Annotated in this window: 19 protein-coding genes; 6 read left to right on the top strand and 13 right to left on the bottom strand. The window is 64.2% G+C overall.

Annotated features, from left to right (window positions below; translation table 11 throughout):
• The first annotated feature begins 50 nt into the window (after nt 1-50).
• Nucleotides 51-443, top strand: a complete 393-nt coding sequence (locus FJQ89_RS00805; RefSeq protein ID WP_141168653.1) for a VOC family protein — start codon at nt 51-53, stop codon at nt 441-443.
• Here FJQ89_RS00805 and FJQ89_RS00810 read toward each other — a convergent pair whose 3' ends face one another.
• Entirely contained in the window at nt 444-1028 is a 585-nt protein-coding gene (locus FJQ89_RS00810) for a DinB family protein (RefSeq protein ID WP_141168654.1), read from the bottom strand.
• 164 nt (nt 1029-1192) lie between these two features.
• On the opposite strand from FJQ89_RS00810, the gene FJQ89_RS00815 reads away from it, so the two are divergent.
• The gene (locus FJQ89_RS00815) at nt 1193-2179 is read left to right on the top strand and encodes an HDOD domain-containing protein (protein WP_141168655.1); all 987 of its coding nucleotides are present in this window, start codon (nt 1193-1195) and stop codon (nt 2177-2179) included.
• Between the two features lie 26 nt (nt 2180-2205).
• Here FJQ89_RS00815 and FJQ89_RS00820 read toward each other — a convergent pair whose 3' ends face one another.
• From FJQ89_RS00820 to FJQ89_RS00855, 8 genes are all read right to left on the bottom strand, one after another.
• The gene (locus FJQ89_RS00820) at nt 2206-2907 is read right to left on the bottom strand and encodes an ABC transporter ATP-binding protein (RefSeq protein WP_141168656.1); all 702 of its coding nucleotides are present in this window, start codon (nt 2905-2907) and stop codon (nt 2206-2208) included.
• A complete protein-coding gene (locus FJQ89_RS00825) occupies nt 2900-3613 on the bottom strand; it encodes an ABC transporter ATP-binding protein (RefSeq protein WP_141168657.1) in 714 nt (237 codons plus the stop codon). Before FJQ89_RS00825 ends, FJQ89_RS00820 begins: the two co-directional genes overlap by 8 nt.
• Entirely contained in the window at nt 3606-4589 is a 984-nt protein-coding gene (locus FJQ89_RS00830; protein ID WP_141168658.1) for a branched-chain amino acid ABC transporter permease, read from the bottom strand. Before FJQ89_RS00830 ends, FJQ89_RS00825 begins: the two co-directional genes overlap by 8 nt.
• A complete protein-coding gene (locus FJQ89_RS00835; protein WP_141168659.1) occupies nt 4586-5458 on the bottom strand; it encodes a branched-chain amino acid ABC transporter permease in 873 nt (290 codons plus the stop codon). The genes FJQ89_RS00830 and FJQ89_RS00835 overlap by 4 nt, the downstream gene beginning before the upstream one ends.
• Before the next feature lie 117 nt (nt 5459-5575).
• The gene (locus tag FJQ89_RS00840) at nt 5576-6742 is read right to left on the bottom strand and encodes an ABC transporter substrate-binding protein (RefSeq protein WP_141168660.1); all 1167 of its coding nucleotides are present in this window, start codon (nt 6740-6742) and stop codon (nt 5576-5578) included.
• 60 nt (nt 6743-6802) lie between these two features.
• Nucleotides 6803-8341: a class I adenylate-forming enzyme family protein gene (locus FJQ89_RS00845; protein WP_141168661.1), complete on the bottom strand. Its 1539-nt coding sequence runs from the start codon at nt 8339-8341 to the stop codon at nt 6803-6805.
• A gap of 11 nt (nt 8342-8352) precedes the next feature.
• Complete coding sequence (locus FJQ89_RS00850; RefSeq protein WP_141168662.1) at nt 8353-9507, bottom strand: acyl-CoA dehydrogenase family protein; 1155 nt, start codon at nt 9505-9507, stop codon at nt 8353-8355.
• 51 nt (nt 9508-9558) lie between these two features.
• Nucleotides 9559-10383, bottom strand: a complete 825-nt coding sequence (locus FJQ89_RS00855) for an IclR family transcriptional regulator (protein ID WP_141168663.1) — start codon at nt 10381-10383, stop codon at nt 9559-9561.
• A gap of 293 nt (nt 10384-10676) precedes the next feature.
• Here FJQ89_RS00855 and FJQ89_RS00860 point away from each other — a divergent pair, with 293 nt between their 5' ends.
• Together FJQ89_RS00860 and FJQ89_RS00865 are read left to right on the top strand one after the other, a co-directional pair.
• Complete coding sequence (locus tag FJQ89_RS00860) at nt 10677-12659, top strand: TonB-dependent receptor plug domain-containing protein (RefSeq protein WP_205704546.1); 1983 nt, start codon at nt 10677-10679, stop codon at nt 12657-12659.
• 29 nt (nt 12660-12688) lie between these two features.
• Entirely contained in the window at nt 12689-13228 is a 540-nt protein-coding gene (locus tag FJQ89_RS00865) for a molybdopterin-dependent oxidoreductase (RefSeq protein WP_141168664.1), read from the top strand.
• Nucleotides 13229-13278: 50 nt separating this feature from the next.
• On the opposite strand, the gene FJQ89_RS00870 is transcribed toward FJQ89_RS00865, so the two are convergent.
• The 3 genes from FJQ89_RS00870 to FJQ89_RS00880 are packed head-to-tail and all read right to left on the bottom strand — an operon-like array spanning nt 13279 to nt 16158.
• Nucleotides 13279-14208, bottom strand: a complete 930-nt coding sequence (locus FJQ89_RS00870) for an alpha/beta hydrolase (RefSeq protein ID WP_141168665.1) — start codon at nt 14206-14208, stop codon at nt 13279-13281.
• Entirely contained in the window at nt 14205-15083 is an 879-nt protein-coding gene (locus FJQ89_RS00875; RefSeq protein ID WP_141168666.1) for an alpha/beta fold hydrolase, read from the bottom strand. Before FJQ89_RS00875 ends, FJQ89_RS00870 begins: the two co-directional genes overlap by 4 nt.
• 13 nt (nt 15084-15096) lie before the next feature.
• Nucleotides 15097-16158 carry a sugar phosphate isomerase/epimerase family protein gene (locus FJQ89_RS00880; protein ID WP_141168667.1) on the bottom strand — a complete coding sequence of 354 codons (1062 nt, stop codon included), beginning with the start codon at nt 16156-16158 and terminating at the stop codon, nt 15097-15099.
• Between the two features lie 140 nt (nt 16159-16298).
• On the opposite strand from FJQ89_RS00880, the gene FJQ89_RS00885 reads away from it, so the two are divergent.
• A complete protein-coding gene (locus tag FJQ89_RS00885) occupies nt 16299-16895 on the top strand; it encodes a TetR/AcrR family transcriptional regulator (RefSeq protein ID WP_141168668.1) in 597 nt (198 codons plus the stop codon).
• A gap of 14 nt (nt 16896-16909) precedes the next feature.
• Here the strand turns inward: FJQ89_RS00885 and FJQ89_RS00890 are convergent, their stop codons facing one another.
• Nucleotides 16910-17281 carry a flagellar basal body protein gene (locus FJQ89_RS00890; protein ID WP_141168669.1) on the bottom strand — a complete coding sequence of 124 codons (372 nt, stop codon included), beginning with the start codon at nt 17279-17281 and terminating at the stop codon, nt 16910-16912.
• Between the two features lie 213 nt (nt 17282-17494).
• On the opposite strand from FJQ89_RS00890, the gene FJQ89_RS00895 reads away from it, so the two are divergent.
• Nucleotides 17495-18625 carry a dienelactone hydrolase family protein gene (locus tag FJQ89_RS00895; RefSeq protein WP_243136333.1) on the top strand — a complete coding sequence of 377 codons (1131 nt, stop codon included), beginning with the start codon at nt 17495-17497 and terminating at the stop codon, nt 18623-18625.
• Nucleotides 18626-18709 lie beyond the last annotated feature (84 nt).

Genomic DNA, 18709 nt, shown 5'->3' on the forward strand with positions numbered 1-18709 from the left:
AATCAGCTGGCGCATTTCGCCGCACATGCTTGAATTCATGAAGGAGCAGCATGCTGTCCCATCTCTGCCTCGGCACCAACGACTTTCCCCGCGCCTACGCCTTCTACACGGCCCTGCTGGGAGAACTCGATTTGATCGAAAAATTCCATGATCCGGCCCAACCCTGGGCCGGCTGGATGGCGCGGGACGTGCCGCGCCCCCTGTTCGTGCTGACGGCGCCGCACGACGGCTTGCCGGCGACGCCCGGCAATGGCCAGATGACAGCCTGGCTGGCGGCCAGCCGCGCCCAGGTGGACCGCAGCTACCAGGCCGCGCTGGCGCTGGGCGCCGTGTGCGAGGGGCCACCGGGCTTGCGGCCCCATTACCACGCCAATTATTATGGCGCCTACTTCCGCGACCTCGACGGCAACAAGCTGTGCGTCTGCTGCCACGCCGAGGAATGATTAACGCGGGCCCCAGACGTCGTTTTCTGTCCAGCCCAGTTCCAGGAAATCCTGCGCCCGCTCGTCCGCTTCGCCGGCGCAATAGAACTCGTCGAGCTGGGGCGCTTCGATGCGCGTGCCGGCCAGCATGGCGTGCACTTGCCCCCGGTGGTGGATCTGGTGCTGGAACACATGCGCCAGCATGCGCTGGCGCGTGTCGATTTGCGGATTGTCGCGCAGGATCATCACGGGCCGCGCCAGGTCCGCATCGCACAGGCTGCGGCAATGGGCGATCAGGCGCAGATCCGAGGCGCGCTGCGCCGCGTGCAGGGCCGTGCAGTCGGTGAACGGTTCGTCCTTTTCAAAGAAGACATAGCAGTCGGCATGGGGCGCTGCGCCGCGCAGCTCGCGTTCGAGCGCGTCGAGATAAAACCAGTCGCACGTCAGTATGTGGTTCAGGGTGAGCTGGATGGTGGGGAAAAAGCTGACGCGCGTGGCCTGGAACTCGGCCTGGGTCAGCTGCCCGCAAGCCTTCAGCAGGCGGTGGTTGGCCCAGGCGTTGTTATACGCCTGGCTGGTGATGTAGTGCGCAAGTGGATTGTTCATATTGGATCGCTGGTCGAGCAGGGCAGGGTGTATGTCGTGCCACTTTAGCATGTTGCAGCAGGTGGACAAAGCGCTCACGCCAGCCGCACCAGCGCTGCTGTCATCAAGTAAAATCACGGAGCGAACTTCGCGATAATGATGCATACAGGGCTTGGGATAGCAAAATGGGCTGGATAGGAAAATTACTGAACGGCGGCGACGAAAAAAACAAGCCTGCGCCGGTCACGGCAGCGGCGGCGCCCGAGGCGACGCTGCAGCCAGCCACCATCACCGAAATCGATGCCATGTACTACCGCTGGCTGGCGGCTGCGGGTTCGGCGCAGGCTCCGGCGGAGACTGAACAGAAGATTCTGGACGAATTGGCGCGCCTGGTGCGTGAACCGATCGCTGGCGCTGCGCTGGTGCCGCGCATTCCAGCCATCATTCCGCAGTTGATGCGTACCTTGCAAGATGAAAACATGAGCGCGGCCAAGCTGTCGGCCCAGCTGGCCCAGGATGTGCTGCTGGTCGCCGAGGTTTACCGCGAAGCGAACCGGCCCTGCTACCAGTCGCGCTACAACGCCAGCCCGTCGATCAACAACATGGAAGGCGCCATCATGCTGCTCGGGCAAAACGGCATGCGCATGCTGCTCGCCCGCGTCGCCTTCCGTCCCATCGTCAGCATGCAGAGCGGCGGGCTGACCGTGCGCACGGCGCCGCTGATCTGGCGCCAGTCCGAAAAATGTGCACTGGCGGCCAGCCTGGTCGCGCCGACGATGCATGCCAACGCTTTCGATGCCTATCTCGCGGGGCTGATGGCCAATGTCGGCCTGGTGGTGGCGTTCCGGCTGATCGACCAGATGCATGGGCCCGATGCCTTCCCGCAATCGGACGCCTTCATTGCGCAGGTGTTTGCGCAAGCGCGCATCTTGTCGGTACGCATCGCCGAATTGTGGGAGTTTCCCCAGTCCGTGACCCGCGCGATCGGGCAGGCGGGCGTCGATGCCAATGCCGATCCGCAGGCGCAGGCGCTGGCGCTGGGCGAGCGCTTGAGCAAGCTGCGCATGCTGGCCGATAGCGGCCGCTTTCCTGCCGACGATCCTTTCGTGACGACTGGACTCGGCAAGAGTGAGCTGCTGGCGTTTGGCAAACTGGCCGACGACGACGAGTGATGCCAGCTGCGTGCAGCTGATATCACTCAGCGTGCAAAATAGAGTTCGTGCAGGTGCTCCAGGTCGACGTCAAGCGCAGCCTGCGACAGCGCCACTTTGCCGCTTTGCATCAGGTAGACGTGATCGGCCACGCCCACGGCGCGCGCCGTGTTCTGTTCGACGAGGATGATGGTACGCCGGCCGTCGTTCAGGCGCGCGAGGATCTCGAACAGTTCGTTGACCACCAGCGGCGCCAGTCCCAGCGAAGGCTCGTCGATGATCAGCAGCGACGGGTCCGACATCAGGCCGCGCGCCATCGCCAGCATCTGCGCTTCGCCGCCGGACAATGAACCGGCCAGTTGGCGGCGCCGTTCGTGCAGGCGCGGGAACATGGCGTAGGCTTCGGCCAGGCGCGCCGGCATGTGGCTGCGGTGCTCTTTCGGGAAGGCGCCCATGATCAGGTTTTCTTCCACACTCATGTCGCGAAACGTCATGCGCCCCTCGGGGATCATGGTGACCCTGGCGTCGCTCATCTTCCAGGTGGGCGTGCCGTTGATGGCCACGCCGTCGAGCGCGATGCTGCCCGCACCCACGGGCAGCAGCCCCATGATGGCGCGCAGCAGCGTGGTCTTGCCGGCCCCGTTCGGGCCGATGATGGTGGTCAGCTTGCCCTTCTGAATGGACAGCGACACATCCCACAGCACATTGATGGCGCCATAGCCGGCGCGCAGATTTTCTATCTCAAGCATGGGCTGCCCCTGTATAACTTTCGATGACGGCCGGATCGCGGAAGACGGCGTCCGGCGTGCCGTCGGCGATCAGCTGGCCAAAATTGAGCACGGCCACGCGCTGGCACAGATTGCTGATGGTTTCGATGTCGTGTTCGATCATGACGATGCCCACGCCAAAGGCGGCGTGCAAGTCCTTCAGCATGCCCATGAAGCGGCGCTTGCCGTTCGTTTCCAGGCCGGCCAGCACTTCATCGAGCAGCAGCAGTTTCGGATTGGTGGCCAGCGCCTTGGCCACCTCCAGCGCCTTCAATTCCGTCAGCGCCAGTTCGCTGGCCGCATCGCGCCCGGCCTTGTCAAGCAGGCTCGTAAAATCGAGGATTTCATCGATCTTGCGCATGTCGACCTTGCCGGTGCCGAAGCGCTGCGCCACGACGAGGTTTTCGCGTACCGTCAACTCATGCATGGGCTGCGGAATCTGGAAGGTGCGGCCCAGTCCCAGGCGTGCGCGCTGGTACATGGGCGTGGCCATGATGTCGCGTCCTTCGAAGCGGATGCTGCCGCTGGTAGGGCGCACCAGGCCGGAAATCGCATTGAACAGCGTGGTCTTGCCGGCGCCATTCGCGCCCACCAGGCCGATCACGTCGTGGCTGCCCACCTTTAAGGTGACGGAATCGACGGCCGTCAGGCCGCCGAAGCGCACGGACACATTATCGAGTTCAAGCATGTGCTTTCTCCTTCGCTTTCTCCTTGACCAGCGCTTTTTTCAGCCATTTTTGCAGCAGCGGCAGCAGGCCGTTCGGACTGAAGACGATCATCGCCACCAGCAGCACGCCCAGCACCAGCTGGTGTCCCGTGGGGATCAGCGACTTGAAAATCAGCTGGTCGACCAGGTAGACCACCACGGCGCCCAGCACGGGGCCGAGTATGGTGCGGTAACCGCCGAAGATGGCCGCCACGATCGGCAAGGTCACCCACAGGCTGTTGAAGGCGTAGTCCGGCTCCAGGAAGTTGATGTAATGGGCGTTGAAGGCGCCGAACAGGCCCGCCATGAAGGCCGACACGAGCAGCATCGCGCCTTTCAGCAGGGTGCTGTTGACGCCGACGACGCGCGTGGCGTCTTCGCTGTCGTGCATGGCGCGCAGGGCGATGCCGTAATGGCTGGCGCGGATGCGGTTGTAGGCAAACGCGCAGCACACCACCAGGGTCAGCACCACCAGGTAGGCGCCCGTCTTGCTGGCCAAATCAAAACCGAAGACGGTAGGTAAAGCCGGAATATTGTTGATGCCGCCGGCGCCGCCCGTCACCGAGCTCCATTCCGTGGCCAGGATGCGGAAGATGTGCGCGTAGGCGAGGATGGCCAGCGCAAAATACGGCCCGCGCAGCCGCAGCACGGGCAGCATGATGACGGCGGCGATGGCCGCGCCCGCGCCACCGAGCAGCATGGCGGCAAATACGGGCACGCCCAGTTTCACGGTCGTGAGGGCGGAGACATACGCGCCCACGCCGAAGAACGCGGCATGGCCGAAGCTGACCATGCCGCCCAGATTGCCCAGCAAGGCCCAGGACATGGCCACGCCGCCGATGATCAGGGCCGCCACCACCATGCTCATCACATACTGGTTGCCGCCCAGGGCCAGCGGCACGGCGATATACGCGGCCAGCAGCAAACCGGCCGTTGAAAGGAAAGTTGAGCGCTTCATCCGCGCCTCCGTTGTGCGCCGAACAGGCCGTTCGGCATGATGAACAGCACCAGCAGGAACAGCACCATGCCGGACAATTCCTGCAGCGCGGAGCTGGCCAGGGTGACGGTCAGTGCTTCGGCCACGCCCAGCAGCACGGCGGCCAGCAGCACGCCGGGGATGGAGCCGATGCCGGCCAATACCGTGATGATGAAGGCTTTCACCGTCAGCGCGCCGCCGTAGGCGGGCTGGATCACGCCATAGCTGAACAGGGCGACGCCGGCGAAGGCGGCCAGGATGCCGGCGACCAGGAAGGACACCAGTTCCGTGCGGCCCGGGTCGATGCCCATCAGCTTGGCCGCATCGCGGTTGCTGGACACGGCGCGCACGGCGCGGCCATACCAGCTGGTGGCAAGCCAGCGCCACAGGGCCGCCATCAGCACCAGGCTGACGCCAAAGAAAATGACTTCGCTGCGCATGCTGAAAAACGGGCCGATCTCGATGCCTTCCTGCAGCCAGGTCGACGAAGTCGAACGGATATCGGCCTTCCACACCAGCAAAATGAAATTGGTGAGTATCACGCCGATGCCGTAGGTGAGGATCAGCGAATTGATTTCGCGGTCTTTCTTGATGCGGCTGACGATCAGATACACGCCCACGGACGTCAGGCTGACGATCACCAGCGCGATGGGAATGGCGAACATGGGCCCCAGGCCCAGGCCCGACTCCACGCTGTAGGCAATATAGGCGGCCAGCAGCACCAGTTCGCCGTGCGCCAGGTTGATCACTTTCATGGTGCCGAAGACCAGCGCCAGTCCCAGTGCGATCAGGGCGTAGGAGCCGCCCTGCAGCAAGCCCGAATACAGGGCTTGCAAGATTAATTCTGTCATGTCGTCATCCCGTCAGGCAGCCCTGGCGCCGCGTGTACACAGCGCGTACACTGCGCAGAACTGCCGTTCATCGGTGCGCGCCCGGCAGGCGCGCGCATGTGCAGCGGGAGGCTGCTGTTACCAGGGCAGGGCTGGATAGGCCAGCTTGCCCGTCGCGTGTTCTTTCGGCCAGACGATCACCACTTTCTTGTCCTGGTGCTGCGCCATGCGGTGCACGAAGTTCTGGTTGTCGCCATTCGCGGCGAACTGGACCCGGCCGATCAGGGTTTCGCGGTCCGTCTTGCGCATTTCCTCGGCCACGCCGCCTTTTTTGATGGTGCCCTTGTCGGCCGCGCGCGCGATGGCTTCGAACAGCAGCATCGACTGCACATAGCCGAACTGGCCCAGGTAGTCTGGCTCCTTCTTGTACAGCTGCTTGTAGGCATCACTGAAGGCCTTGCCGTCGGCTGTCTTGAATTCCGTGGGGAAGGGCAGCAGGGCCGTGCCGAATACATTCGGCATCAGGTCGGGGAAGTCGGCCGCCATTTTCGGCGTGGCCAGCGACCATACGCCCACCATGGCCTTGATTTTTGGTTTGAGCACGCGGGCGGCGCGGATGATGCCCACGTAATCGTTTTCGTAGCCGACCATGGCCACCACTTCCGATTTATCCTGCAGCTTGATCTTGTTGATGATGGGCTTGAAGTCGGTAATGGCCGGGTCGAACGAGTGCGTCGTCACCTTCACGCCTTTGGCCGTCAGGGCTTTCTCCACGTCCTTCGCCAGGCCCGTGGTGGCGTCCTTGGTCGAATACACGATGGAGACGGACTTGGCGCCCACGTCCTGCAGTAGTCCCAGCATGGCTTTCTCATAGCCGGCCGTGTTATTGATGCGGAAAAAATTCTTGCGCCCGCTGGCCACCAGGCTGTCGTCCACGCCGCCCGAGGTGATGTAGACCAGGCCCAGTTTGTTCGCCGTGTCCGAGGCGGGCGAGATATTGTTCGAACCATAGCCGCCAGTGATGGCCACCACGCCCTGGCTGGCCAGCTTTTCCACGGCGGCGATGGCCTTGGCGGGCGCCGATTCGTCGTCGACGGTGATGATCTTGATGGTGTGCTTGCCGTTGGTCTTGTTGAAGACCTCGGCCGCGACCATGATCCCCTCCTGCATGCCGGCGCCGACCCGCGCCAGGTTGCCCGTCAGCGGGATTTCCGCGCCGACCAGGAATTCGTCGGCGCTGGCCTGCGTCATCCAGGCGCTGGCAACCAGCGCTGCCATGGCGATGCGTGTGTAGGTGCGTTTCATCGTGTCTCCTCCGGTGATGTGGCTTGGTTTTATTCTCGGGTCTGCTACTACATGGTCAACTTATCGTGCATTCTGCGCCATTTGCCGCAGTTGCCCCTTTAAAATCTTGCCCGTGGCGGCCGCCGGCAGCGCGTCCATGACGATGATGGCGGACGGGCACTTGTACGGCGACAGCGTTTGCGCCAGCCAAGCCTGTAATTGTGCCACGCTGGCGGGCTGGCGCGGATCGAGCTCCACGTAGGCGATGACATCCTCGTTGCCATCGTCCAGGGTGCGCCCGACCACGGCCGACTGCACCACGCAGGGGTGGGCGTTGAGCGCCGTTTCCACTTCCAGCGGATACACATTGAAGCCGGAGCGGATGATCAGTTCCTTGGTGCGCCCGACGATGAACAACGCTCCGTCCGGTTCCTGGCGCGCCATGTCGCCCGTATTGAGCCAGCCGCCGTCGCGCATGGTGGCCGCCGTCATGGCCGGTTCGCGGTAGTAGCCGGCCATGATGTTAGGTCCGCGTATCCATAATTCTCCCGGCTCGCCCGGCGTCACATCCAGGCCGGCCACGTCCACCACGCGCACTTCCACGCCCGGGATCGGCATGCCGACCGAATCGTCGCGGCGCGGCGCATCCAGGCGCGTCTGGCTGATGGTGGGCGCGCTTTCCGTCATGCCGTAGCCATTGTGCAGCGCCGTGCCCAGCAGCTTTTCCACCTCGCGCTTGAGCGACGGCGCCAGCGGCGAGCCGCCCGCATACGCAAAGCGCAGCCGCGTGGGCAGCGGCGTGTCGGCGCCGCCCAGGGTTTGCAGCAGCTTGGCGTACATGGCGGGCACGCCCTGGACGATGGTCAAGCCGTCATCCTTCAGGGCCGAGAGCAGGCCATCGACGGAAAAGCGCGGCACCAGGTACAGCGCGGCGCCTGCATACAGGGTGCCCAGGGCCACCGAGGCCAGGCCGTACACGTGCGAAATCGGCAGCACGCCGTAGGCGCGGTCGCTGCACGTCAGGCCGCGCAAGGTGCTGGAGACTGCGGCGATGAACAGCAGGTTGCGGTGCGTCAGCATCACGCCTTTCGATTGGCCCGTGGTGCCCGTGGTGTAGATCAGCGCGGCCACCTGTTCGTTGCCGGGGACCGTGGCTTCCGCGATGGCTGCGTCGTTCGACTCGCCCGCCAGCAGCTCGCCCATGCCGTCGACCGTGGCGCTGGCCGCGCCCAGACGTGCAGCATGCGCTGCCGCTTCCGGCGAGGCGCCGGCCAGGAACAGCAGCCGCCGCGCCGAGCAGTGGCCTGCGATGGTGTCGATCTCGCGCGCCGACAGCCGTGCATTGACGTTGACGATCCACGCGTCGATGCTGGCGCAAGCAAAGATCAGCGCAACTTGCAGCGCGCAGTTCTCGCCCACCACCATCAGGCGGTCGCCGGCGCGCACGTCCAGCTGGCGCAGCAGCTGCGCGGCGCTTTCCACACTGTGCTGCAGCTGCGCGTAGGTCCAGTGCCGTCCGCCTTCATGCAGCGCCGGCGCATCCGGCGCGCGCGCCGCCCAGTGCGCGGGGATGGCCGACAGGCGCGCCGGCAATCCGGCCAGCAGGGCGGGAATGTCCATCGCGGCCTCCTTCACTTTTGTGCTGCCTTGATCATGTTGCGGGCGATGACGATCTGCTGGATCTGCGTCGTGCCTTCGTAGATGCGGAACAGGCGCACGTCGCGGTAGAAGCGCTCGGCTGCGTATTCGCTGATGTAGCCGGCGCCGCCGTGGATTTGCACCGAGCGGTCAGCCACTCTGCCGCACATTTCGGAGGCGAACAGCTTGCAGCACGACGCTTCCGTCGAAATGTCTTCCTTGTTGTCGCGCCGGCGCGCGGCATCGAGCACCATGCTGCGCGCCGCGTAAATCTCGGCCTTGCTGTCGGCCAGCATGGCCTGGATCAGCTGGAACTCGGCGATGGGCTGGCCGAACTGCTGGCGTTCCATGGCATACGCCAGGGCGTCGGCCAGCATGCGTTCGGCCGCGCCCACGCAGACGGCGGCGATGTGCAGGCGGCCCTTGTCGAGCACCTTCATGGCCGTCTTGAAGCCTACGCCTTCCTTGCCGCCGATGATGTTCGCGGCCGGCACGCGGCAGTTTTCAAAGATGACATCGCAGGTATGCGCGCCTTGCTGGCCCATCTTCCTGTCGATTTTGCCCAGCGAGAGGCCCGGCGTATCCTTTTCCACGATGAAGGCGGAAATGGCCGAGGCGCCCCGCTTGACGGGGTCCGTGCGCGCCATCACCGTGAAGATGCTGGCTTCGGGCGCGTTGGTGATATAGCGCTTGCTGCCGTTGAGGATATAAAAATCGCCGTCGCGCACGGCGCTCGTGCGCAGGGACGCCGCGTCGGAGCCGGATCCCGCTTCCGTCAGGGCGAACGAGCCGATGATCTCGCCAGCCGCCAGCTTGGGCAGATAGTATTGTTTTTGCGCTTCCGTGCCGTCGATGACGATGCCTTGCGAGCCGATGCCGTTGTTCGTGCCGATCAGCGAGCGGAAGGCGGGCGAGGTGCGGGCGATTTCAAATGCGACCCGCACTTCCTCTTCCATGCTCAGTTCCAGGCCGCCATAGGCTTCCGGGATGGACAGGCCGAACAGGCCCAGTTCGCGCATCTGCGCCACGATGGCGGGCGGTATCGTGTCCGTTTCGGCCACCAGCGCCTCGTTCGGCACCAGCACTTCGCGTACGAAACGGGCGATGCTGTCGAGCAGGATGTTCAGGGTTTCTTCGTCGCGTATCATCGGTTTCCTCGGCGCTTTGATGTGAGCTGTCGTTGAGAGGGGGCGCGCAGTCTAACCGCGTCCCAGGTTTTTTTCCACTGTCTTGACCAGGGCGACCAGGCGCGGTCCCAGGTCACCTTCGAGTTTTTCACGCGACAGCAAAAAGGCGGGGCCGCCGCAATTGAAGGCCATGACCTGTTCGCCGTCGGCACCCAGCATGGGCACGCCCACCGCATGCACGTCGTTCTGCCATTCGCCGGCCGAGATGCAAAAGCCCCGGTCCTGATAATCTTTGAAGCCTTGCTCGATGCCGGCCTTGATGCGCGGCCAGCGCTGCGTCTCGTGCAGGCGCGCATGGTCCATCAGGTAGTCGCGCTCGGCCTGCGGCAGGATGCACAGCAGGGCCTTGCCCATGGCCGTCGTCATCAGGGGGATGCGCGAACCGACGTCGAGGCGCAGGGTGACGTTGGCGCTGCTGCGGCAGGTTTCCACGTAGACCATGCTGAGGCGGTCGCGCGTGCCCAGCGAGACGGAGGCCTGCGCATGCTCGGCCAGCTCCTCCATCAGCGCGCGCGCCATCTTGCGCACGTCGAGGTTCGACAGCATGCGGTAGCCGAGGGCCAGCACGCCGGCGCCCAGCTGGTACTTGCCCAGGCTGTCCGAGTAATTCAGGTAGCCGAGTTTGGTGAGGGTATAGGTGAGGCGCGAAATCGTCGGTTTCGGGATGCCCGTGCGCTTGGCCATGTCCGCATTCGACAGATAGACTTCGCCGGGGCGAAAGCACCGCAGCACTTCCAGGCCGCGCGCCAGCGCGTTGACGAACTGGCGGTCCTTGGCTTCTTCGTCATCGCTGAAGACGATGAGTTCCGGATCGGCTGCGGTCTGAGTATTGCTCATATTTGCCTTCATTATTTTGACTCCCTGGAAATCAGTTTGCCTAGCCAAATTGGACGTGTCAACCGTTTTGTGAAACATTAGTTCGCACAGCGAAATGCTGCACTGCATGAAACCGTGCATGAAATTTTCCTGGAAAATTGACCTGCATAGCTGTTTCCGGCCTAGTCGCTTGAGCATCGTTGTATACGTCTGTATATTGCGCCATGGGATGACGGCCGCCGCACGAGTGGCCGCTTTTTTTGTATTTTTTTGTATATCGCTGTATAAGACGATATATAACGGAAGAGAACAACATGACGATGGTGAAACAGGTAATGGCGGGCGCCGTGATGCTGGCGCTGGTGCAGCAGGCCGCTGGCAAGGAAGACGCGGATGCGGCGGCGCCGTTCGTGCTGGGCACGGTGACGGTGATCGGCCAGCGCGACCAGCTGGGGCAAGTAGGCGAGCAGCAGGTGGGGTCGCAAGTGAGCCGCGCCGAGATGCGCCGCTTTAACCGCGACAACGTGGGCGATGCCCTCAATCTGCTGTCGGGCGTGTCGCTGTCGACCAATTCGCGCAACGAAAAAACCGTCGCCATCCGCGGCTTCGATGCGCGCCAGGTGCCGCTGTACATCGACGGCATTCCCGTCTACGTGCCGTATGACGGCTACGTCGATTTCAACCGCTTCACGACGGCCGACCTGGCCGCCATCCAAGTGGCCAAGGGCTTCAGCTCCGTGGCCTACGGCGCCAATACCCTGGGCGGCGCCATCAACTTGATCTCGCGCAAACCCGCGGCGCGCCTTGAGGGTGATACCTCGATCGGTTTCGGCTCGGGCAGCGAGCGCCAGGTATCGGCCAACGTGGGCACCAACCGGGGCCTGTGGTATCTGCAGGCGGGCGTGTCATACATCGACAGCGACGGTTTCCCCATGTCGTCCGACTTCCGCCCCACGGCCACGGAAGACGGCGGCACGCGCAACAATGCATATCGCAAGGACCATAAGCTGTCGTTCAAGATGGGTTACACGCCCGTGGGTGGTGATGAGTACGCGCTCAGCTACTACAAGCAGCATGGCGAAAAGGGCCAGCCGCCATCGACCAACCCCGTCGGTGCGCGCTACTGGCAATGGCCGTACTGGAACAAGGAAAGCGTGTATTTCGTCTCGCAGACGCGCCTGGGCCAGCAGGAACGCCTGAAATTACGGCTGTACCACGACAGCTACGACAATGAAATCACCTCGTTTACCAATGGCAGCTACGCGACCCTGAAAACCAGCGGCCAGGGCAGTGTCAGCGGCGGGCGCAGCATCTATAACGACCGCACGAACGGCGGCGCGGTGGAACTTGAATCGTTCCGCCTGGCCGCGCACAGCCTGCGCGTCGTTGCCAGCGTCAAGGCTGACGAGCACCAGGAACTCGATGCCAGGGGCGTGCGCAATACCTGGTACAAGGATGCCCTGTGGACCCTGGGTGCGGAAGACAGCATCGCCCTCAATGCGGCGACGGAACTGTCGCTGGGCGCCTCGCGCAATGCACTGCGCCCGGATACCGTCTACAGCGCCGGCAATGCGTATACCTTGCCGAGTAATCAATCGGCCACCGATCTGCAGGCGGGCCTGTTCCACAAGATCGGTCTTGATGCGCGCGTGTATGCCACCGTGGCGCGCAAGTCGCGCCTGCCGACCCTGAAGGACCGCTACTCGCAGCGCCTGGGCACGTATATCGAAAACCCGGCCTTGCGCGCGGAGGAGGCGATGAATTATGAGCTGGGGTATCAAGGCAATGCGCAAGGCCTGGTGCTGGAGGCGGCGCTGTTCTACAGCGACGTGAAGGACAAGATCCAGAGCGTGGCGAACGTCTCGGGCGTGCGCGCGCAGATGCAGAACGCGGGCCGGGCGCATATCAGCGGCGTGGAACTGGGCTTGCGCGGCCGCGCCGGCGCCTGGCTCGATTTCGGCGGCAACTACACGTATACGGACATGAAGAATGTCAGCGACCGCGCCATCCGCCTGACGGACGTGCCGCGCCACAAGCTGACGGCGCACGCCGTGCTGCACGCGGCGCGCCAGGTCGACGTGGTGGCCATCGCTGAATCGAACAGCGGGCGCTGGGTCTCGAACACCCTGGAACTTGGCGGTTTTACGACGCTGAACCTGAAGGCCGTGTACCGCCCCTTGCCGGCATTGACGCTGGAAGCGGGCGTGGCGAACCTGGGTGACCGCAATTACGCGCTGTCCGACGGCTTCCCCGGCGCCGGGCGCACCTGGCTGGCCAATGCACAGGTCCAATTCTGATTTTTGACTGTTCCATGAAAGGACTTCGCATGTTCAAGAAAATATTCGCTGCCTGCACCGCGGCGTCGTTGCTGGCGGCGGCACCGGCCGCGTGGTCGGCACCCGCTGCCGCGCGGGACAACATGAGCCACGCGCTGGCCGTGACGGGCATGGTGGAAACGCCGCTGACCCTGAAGGTGGCCGACCTGCGTCAGCTGCCGCCCGCGAATGGCGGAGAGATTGCCGTAACGCGCCATAACGGCGACAAGGCCGAGACCATCACCAGTTATCGTGGAGTGCGCCTGCGCGACATCCTCGACAAGGCGGTGCTCGATGCGCCTGGCCACAACGACGTCAAGAAGCTCGCCATCATCGCGACGGCCACCGATGGCTACGCGGTGGTGTTTTCCTGGGGCGAGCTGTATAACGCGCCGGCCGGCGAGGGCGTGATCGTCTACTACGAAAAAAACGGCAAGGCACTCGACGACAACGATGGCGAGATCGCCCTCATCTCGGCAAAAGACATTCGCACGGGGCCGCGCCATGTGAAATGGTTGAACGGCATCGAGGTGCGCAAGCTGGTGGAGTAATGAAGTGACAAGGTCGGCCGCCGTGGAGCCATCCCCGGCGGCCGATTTTCTTACATTGCCAGCGCTTTTCGCATCGCCAGTCCCGCCACATCGAACAATCCCCGCGCCGCTGGCGTCAGGCCCAGCATGTGTATCGCTGCATGGATCATGCCGTCGAGCTGCACGCACTCTGCCGCCACGCCGTCTTCGCGCAAGCGCCGTGCATACGCCGCGCCTTCGTCATGCAGCGGGTCGAATTCGCACACCAGCACCGTCGCCGGCGGCAAGTCCTTCAGCGAGGCCTCCCGCAGGGGCGCAGCATAAGGTTGCGCGCCCTCGGCCGGCTCGTTCAGGTACGCAGACCAGCAAAAACGCATGGCCTCGCGGGTCAGCAAATAGCCCTGCGCATAGCGCTCGTAGGAAGCCGTGTCGAAGGCGAAATCGAGCGCCGGGTACAGCAGCAGCTGGTGCGCCAGCGCGGGGCCGGCCTGGTCGCGCGCCATCTGCGCCGCTGCGGCGGCCAGGTTGCCGCCCGCGCTGTCGCCGCCCACGGCGAGGCGCTTCACGTCGATGCCAAGCGCCGCCGCATGTTCGGCGACCCAGCACAAGGCCTGATAAAAATCGGCTAGCGGCACGGGGAACTTGTGCTCGGGCGCCAGCCGGTAATCGACGGAAAAGATCACGCAGCCGGTGGCGTTGGCCAGCGCGCGGCACGGATTGTCGTACAGGTCCAGCGAGCACAGACACCATCCTCCGCCATGCGCAAAGACGATCGCGGGCAGGGGGGAGTTCATATCCGCGCCGGCCGGCACGTAGGCGCGCACGGCCAGCGCATGTTCGCCCGGCAGCACGTAATCCTTGATCGAGGCGACGTCTTCCAACGGCCCGTGCAGCTGGCGCAGCCCCGTTTCCGTGGCGGCGCGCAGGTCTGCCAGCGAGGCGGGCGGCGGCGCATTTTTGCTCTCTTCCAGCCAGGCGGCGATCAGTGGATCGAGGCTCATGCGTTGTTTCCTGACTTTTCTCCGGCCAGGAAGGGCAGCAGGTGGGCGATGAACGCTTCCGGCTGTTCTTCCATGATGAAGTGGCCGCATTCGGCGACGATGGCGCCTTGTAAATGATCCGCCTTGCCCTGCATGGTCAGCAGGGGCGCGTCATTCGTCGCGTGGTCGGCGCCGATGGCCAGCACGGGCATGGCCAGGCTGCGCTTGCCCCGCTCCAGGTTTTGCCGGATGGTTTCAGGTATGGCGCGGTAGTAGGCGAAGCCCGCGCGCAGGGCGCCCGGCGTGGCGTAGGCGTCCGCATACACGTCGACTGCCACTTTGTCGCGGCGGTACGACCAGCGGTCGAAAATGAAGCGGATGTATTCGCGCTCCTTGCCCGCCGTGAGCATTTCCGGCAAATCGAGCACCTGGTTGAACATGAAATGCCACAGGAAGATATTGTCGGACGGCGCCACGAAGATCGGCGGCGCCGGTGCCAGGCCGGGAATGACGGCTTCCGTCAGCGCCAGTTTCGTCACGGCCTGCGGGAAATCGCTGGCCAGCGCATAGCCGACCCACATGCCGATGTCGTGACCGACCACGTCGTAGTGCGCGTGGCCCAGGGCCAGCATGGCGCGGTGCAGGGTGGCCGCTACGGCACCCGTGTCGTAGCCATCGGCGGGGCGGCTGGAGTGGCCGCTGCCTGGCGGGTCGATGGCGATGGCCTGGTAGCCATTGGCGGCCAGCGCCGCCATCACATGGCGCCAGGCATACCAGGTTTGCGGCCAGCCGGGGATCAGGAGCACGGGTTTGCCTGCGCCGGCAATCACGCAATGCAGGCGCTGGCCGTCGATGCGGACGTAATCATGTGTAAATTCGTGTGTAAAATCGTTCATATGGTTTCCTTGATTAGTTGTGCTGGATGCCCAGCAATTGATGGATCTGTTGCGCGCTGACGGGGGCGCCGGCGAAGTCGTCGAAAATCTTGTCGGTCACGGCAATGATGTGGGCGTTGATGAAAGCCACGCCTTCGCGCGCGCCCACTTCCTGGTCCTTCAGGCAGCATTCCCATTCCAGCGTGGCCCAGCCCGCGTAATCGTTTTGCGCCATCTTCGAAAAGATCGCCTTGAAATCGACCTGGCCATCACCGAGCGAACGGAAGCGCCCGGCGCGGTTTTCCCACGACTGGTAGCCGCCGTAGATGCCTTGCCGTCCTGTCGGATTGAATTCCGCATCCTTTACATGGAACATGCGGATGTGCTCCTTGTAGATATCGATGAATTCCAGGTAGTTCAGCTGCTGCAGCACGAAGTGGCTGGGGTCGAACAGCATCTTGCAGCGCGGGTGGCGGCCCACTCTTTCATAAAACATCTCGAAGCTGATGCCGTCATGCAGGTCTTCGCTGGGGTGGATTTCGTAGCACAGGTTGACGCCCTGTTCCTCGCACACGTCGAGGATGGGCAGCCAGCGGCGCGCCAGTTCGTCGAAGGCCGTTTCGATCAGGCCGGGCGGACGCTGCGGGAACGGGAACAGATAGGGCCAGGCGAACGAGCCGGAAAACGTGCCCATGTCGGTCAGGCCCAGGCGCTTCGAGGCCATCGCCGCCAGCTTCACCTGCTCGATGGCCCATGCCGTGCGCGCCGCCGGCTGGCCGTGCAGGTGTGCCGGCGCGAAGCTGTCGCACAGCGCGTCGTAGGCCGGGTGCACGGCCACCAGCTGGCCGAGGATGTGCGTCGTCAGTTCGCTGATGACCAGGCCATGGCCGGCCAGCATGGCGACCAGTTCATCGCAGTATTGCTGGCTGTGTGCGGCCTGCGCCACGTCGAACAGGCGCGCATCCCAGGCGGGAATCTGCAGGGCCTTGAAGCCCATGCCGGCCGCCCACTCGGCGATGGCGGGCAGGGTGTTGAAGGGCGCCGTATCGGCGGCGAATTGGGCCAGGTGCAGGCTCGGTCCTTGGATGGTTTTCATATCGGCTCCTATTGTTTGTCGATCGACAAAGAATAGGTGAAATTGTTGGCGCGGTCAAGGCGTCGCTGCAAAATAAATCGCGAAGGCGGGTGGCATGCCAGGCGTTATACTGGCCGCCAGTTTGCAAGCAGAGGATCAACATGGCAGGAAGACCGAGGGAATTTGACCGCGCGCTGGCGCTGGCAAAAGCGCGCGACGCGTTCTGGACGCGCGGCTATGAAGGCGTGTCGATGGCCGACCTGGTGGCGGCGCTGGGCATCGCCTCGGCGCGCATCTATGCGGCGTTCGGCTCGAAAGAGCAGCTGTTCCGCGAAGCCGTGGAGCTGTATGAAACGGGAGAAGGCGCATTTGCCGTGCACGCGCTGGCGGCCAGCCTGAATGTGCGCGAGGCGGTGGCGCGCATGCTGGAAGAAGCGGTGCTGCTGTACACGCGCAGCGGCCAGCCGCAAGGCTGCATGGTGGTCACGGCCGCCACGAATACGAGTGCGGAAAACGCCGGCATCGCCGACTGGCTGGCGCAGCACCGCCGCGCGCGCACGCAAGCGGTCATCGATCGCTTGCGCGCGGCGCAGCTGGCAGGAGAGTTAAAAGGGGACGCCGACGTGCAGGCGCTGGGCGATTATTATGCGGCGCTGCTGCACGGTCTGTCGGTGCAGGCGCGCGACGGCATTCCGGCCGAACGGCTGCTGGCGCTGATCCAGCCTGCCATGGCGCCGCTGGCGCTGGCTATGATATAGATAGTCTCAGGGCGTCAAGTCTTGACGTCGATCAGGCTGCCTAGCGCCTGGTCGGCCGCCTTGACGACATTCGCCGACAGGTTGAAACCGGCCTTGTAGATCAGGTTGTCCGTCAGTTCGGACGCCAGGCCTACGCCGTTCGGCCGGCTTTCGGCCGCCTTGGCCGCAGTCGCATTGGCGCCGCTGACGCTTTCGCTGGCGGCCAGCTTGCGCCCTTCGACGGAGAGCGTGACGCCCGTGCCGGCCGGGCTGGACTCCCGGAACTCGGCTTTCTGCGGCTGGAAGCCCGGCGTATTCGCATTGGCGATATTGTTGGCGGCCACATCCAGCGCGCGCTGGTTGGCGGTCAGCCCCGAGGTGCCGCTGGTGAGGGCGGAGATGGACATGGCGACTCCTTCAGAATACGCCCAGTTTACTCCTGCCGGCGGGAAAAGTGTGGCAGTGTAAGGCAACAATTTTCCGGCCAGTGATTGCCGTAAAAAATAGCTGCATCACATAATATTTTCATATTGCTCTGTGGCACTTCACTGCCTAGACTGGCAGGGAAGTCGTCCACGGAGTCCGCCATTTTTCATCTGCTTCGCCCGATTTTCCTGGCTTTGCTGCTCAGTTTTCCTTGTGCGCCCCTGAAAGCCCAGCTTGTTCCCTCGCAGTTGCCGCTCGATGTGCGCCTGCACGAGCAGGTGATCATGGTGCCGGCCGGCGACGGCTTGCGCGAGGCGCTGGAGACGACGGTGTTCCGTCCCGCCGGCCCCGGCCCGTTTCCCTTGCTGTTGATGAATCACGGCAAGCAGGCCGGCCCGGCCCGGCTGCAGCAGCGCGAGCGCTTCATCTATATGGCCACCGAATTCGTGCGCCGCGGCTATGCGGTGATGCTGCCCATGCGCGCCGGCTTTGCGCGCTCCACGGGTGCCTACCGCGATTTCGGCTGCGACATGCTGGGCAATGCCCAGGGCCAGGCGCGCGACATGCTGGCCGCACTGGCGTATGCGCGCCGCCAGAGCTGGGTCGACCCGCAACGCATCGTCGTCGCGGGCCAGTCGTATGGCGGCATGGCGGCGCTGGCGCTGGCCACCCGGGTGCTGCCCGGCGTGCGCGGCGTGCTCAATTTTTCCGGCGGCCTGCGCGTCGATATGCCCGGCTGCGACTGGCCAGGGGCACTGGCCAAGACTTTCGCCACCTTCGGCGCTTACAATCACATTCCCAGCCTGTGGCTGTATGGCGCGAACGACTCGTATTTTTCGCCGGCGCTGGCGCAGCGCCTGTTCCGCTCTTTCACGGGTTCCGGCGGGCAGGCGGAACTGGTCGCGTATGGCCCGTTCAAGCGCGACGCCCACCTGACCCTGGGCAGCCGCGACGGGGTGGCCGTGTGGCTGCCCGCCACGGAGCGCTTCCTGCAGAGAATCGGCATGCCGGTGCGCCAGGTCTACCGCGTGGCCGATGCGCCGTCGCCGCCCGCCACGCATTTCGCGCCGCAGGACGATATCGCCGCCGTGCCGTATCTGGCAGAGCAGGGCCGCGCCGCCTACCGCGTCTTCCTGGAGAAAACCGCGCCGCGCGCCTTTGCCCTGTCGGCCAGCGGCGCCTGGGGCTGGGCCGAGGAGGGCGAAAGCCCCGATGTGCGCGCACTGGCTTCGTGCCAGCGCCGCAGCAGCCTGCCGTGCCAGTTGTATTCGGTCGATGAAAGCGTGGTTTGGCCGGGCGCCAGCGCCGTCGGCGGTGCGCAATAGGCTGCCGCGCACGATAGTTGTCGCCGAAACGGGGGATGGGCGAATATACTAGGCGAAAAGGGAGGCGTTGCGCTTCCCGTCCGC

This window comes from Janthinobacterium tructae, assembly GCF_006517255.1.
Classification (GTDB): domain Bacteria; phylum Pseudomonadota; class Gammaproteobacteria; order Burkholderiales; family Burkholderiaceae_D; genus Janthinobacterium; species Janthinobacterium tructae.

Coding starts and splice junctions, on each gene's coding strand:
- FJQ89_RS00810 (WP_141168654.1), bottom strand. CDS start 1,028: ATGAACAATCCACTTGCGCACTACATCACCAGCCAGGCGTATAACAAC.
- FJQ89_RS00875 (WP_141168666.1), bottom strand. CDS start 15,083: ATGAACGATTTTACACACGAATTTACACATGATTACGTCCGCATCGAC.
- FJQ89_RS00855 (WP_141168663.1), bottom strand. CDS start 10,383: ATGAGCAATACTCAGACCGCAGCCGATCCGGAACTCATCGTCTTCAGC.
- FJQ89_RS00845 (WP_141168661.1), bottom strand. CDS start 8,341: ATGGACATTCCCGCCCTGCTGGCCGGATTGCCGGCGCGCCTGTCGGCC.
- FJQ89_RS00825 (WP_141168657.1), bottom strand. CDS start 3,613: ATGCTTGAACTCGATAATGTGTCCGTGCGCTTCGGCGGCCTGACGGCC.
- FJQ89_RS00890 (WP_141168669.1), bottom strand. CDS start 17,281: ATGTCCATCTCCGCCCTCACCAGCGGCACCTCGGGGCTGACCGCCAAC.
- FJQ89_RS00835 (WP_141168659.1), bottom strand. CDS start 5,458: ATGACAGAATTAATCTTGCAAGCCCTGTATTCGGGCTTGCTGCAGGGC.
- FJQ89_RS00870 (WP_141168665.1), bottom strand. CDS start 14,208: ATGAGCCTCGATCCACTGATCGCCGCCTGGCTGGAAGAGAGCAAAAAT.
- FJQ89_RS00815 (WP_141168655.1), top strand. CDS start 1,193: ATGGGCTGGATAGGAAAATTACTGAACGGCGGCGACGAAAAAAACAAG.
- FJQ89_RS00820 (WP_141168656.1), bottom strand. CDS start 2,907: ATGCTTGAGATAGAAAATCTGCGCGCCGGCTATGGCGCCATCAATGTG.
- FJQ89_RS00805 (WP_141168653.1), top strand. CDS start 51: ATGCTGTCCCATCTCTGCCTCGGCACCAACGACTTTCCCCGCGCCTAC.
- FJQ89_RS00865 (WP_141168664.1), top strand. CDS start 12,689: ATGTTCAAGAAAATATTCGCTGCCTGCACCGCGGCGTCGTTGCTGGCG.
- FJQ89_RS00850 (WP_141168662.1), bottom strand. CDS start 9,507: ATGATACGCGACGAAGAAACCCTGAACATCCTGCTCGACAGCATCGCC.
- FJQ89_RS00860 (WP_205704546.1), top strand. CDS start 10,677: ATGACGATGGTGAAACAGGTAATGGCGGGCGCCGTGATGCTGGCGCTG.
- FJQ89_RS00885 (WP_141168668.1), top strand. CDS start 16,299: ATGGCAGGAAGACCGAGGGAATTTGACCGCGCGCTGGCGCTGGCAAAA.
- FJQ89_RS00840 (WP_141168660.1), bottom strand. CDS start 6,742: ATGAAACGCACCTACACACGCATCGCCATGGCAGCGCTGGTTGCCAGC.
- FJQ89_RS00880 (WP_141168667.1), bottom strand. CDS start 16,158: ATGAAAACCATCCAAGGACCGAGCCTGCACCTGGCCCAATTCGCCGCC.
- FJQ89_RS00830 (WP_141168658.1), bottom strand. CDS start 4,589: ATGAAGCGCTCAACTTTCCTTTCAACGGCCGGTTTGCTGCTGGCCGCG.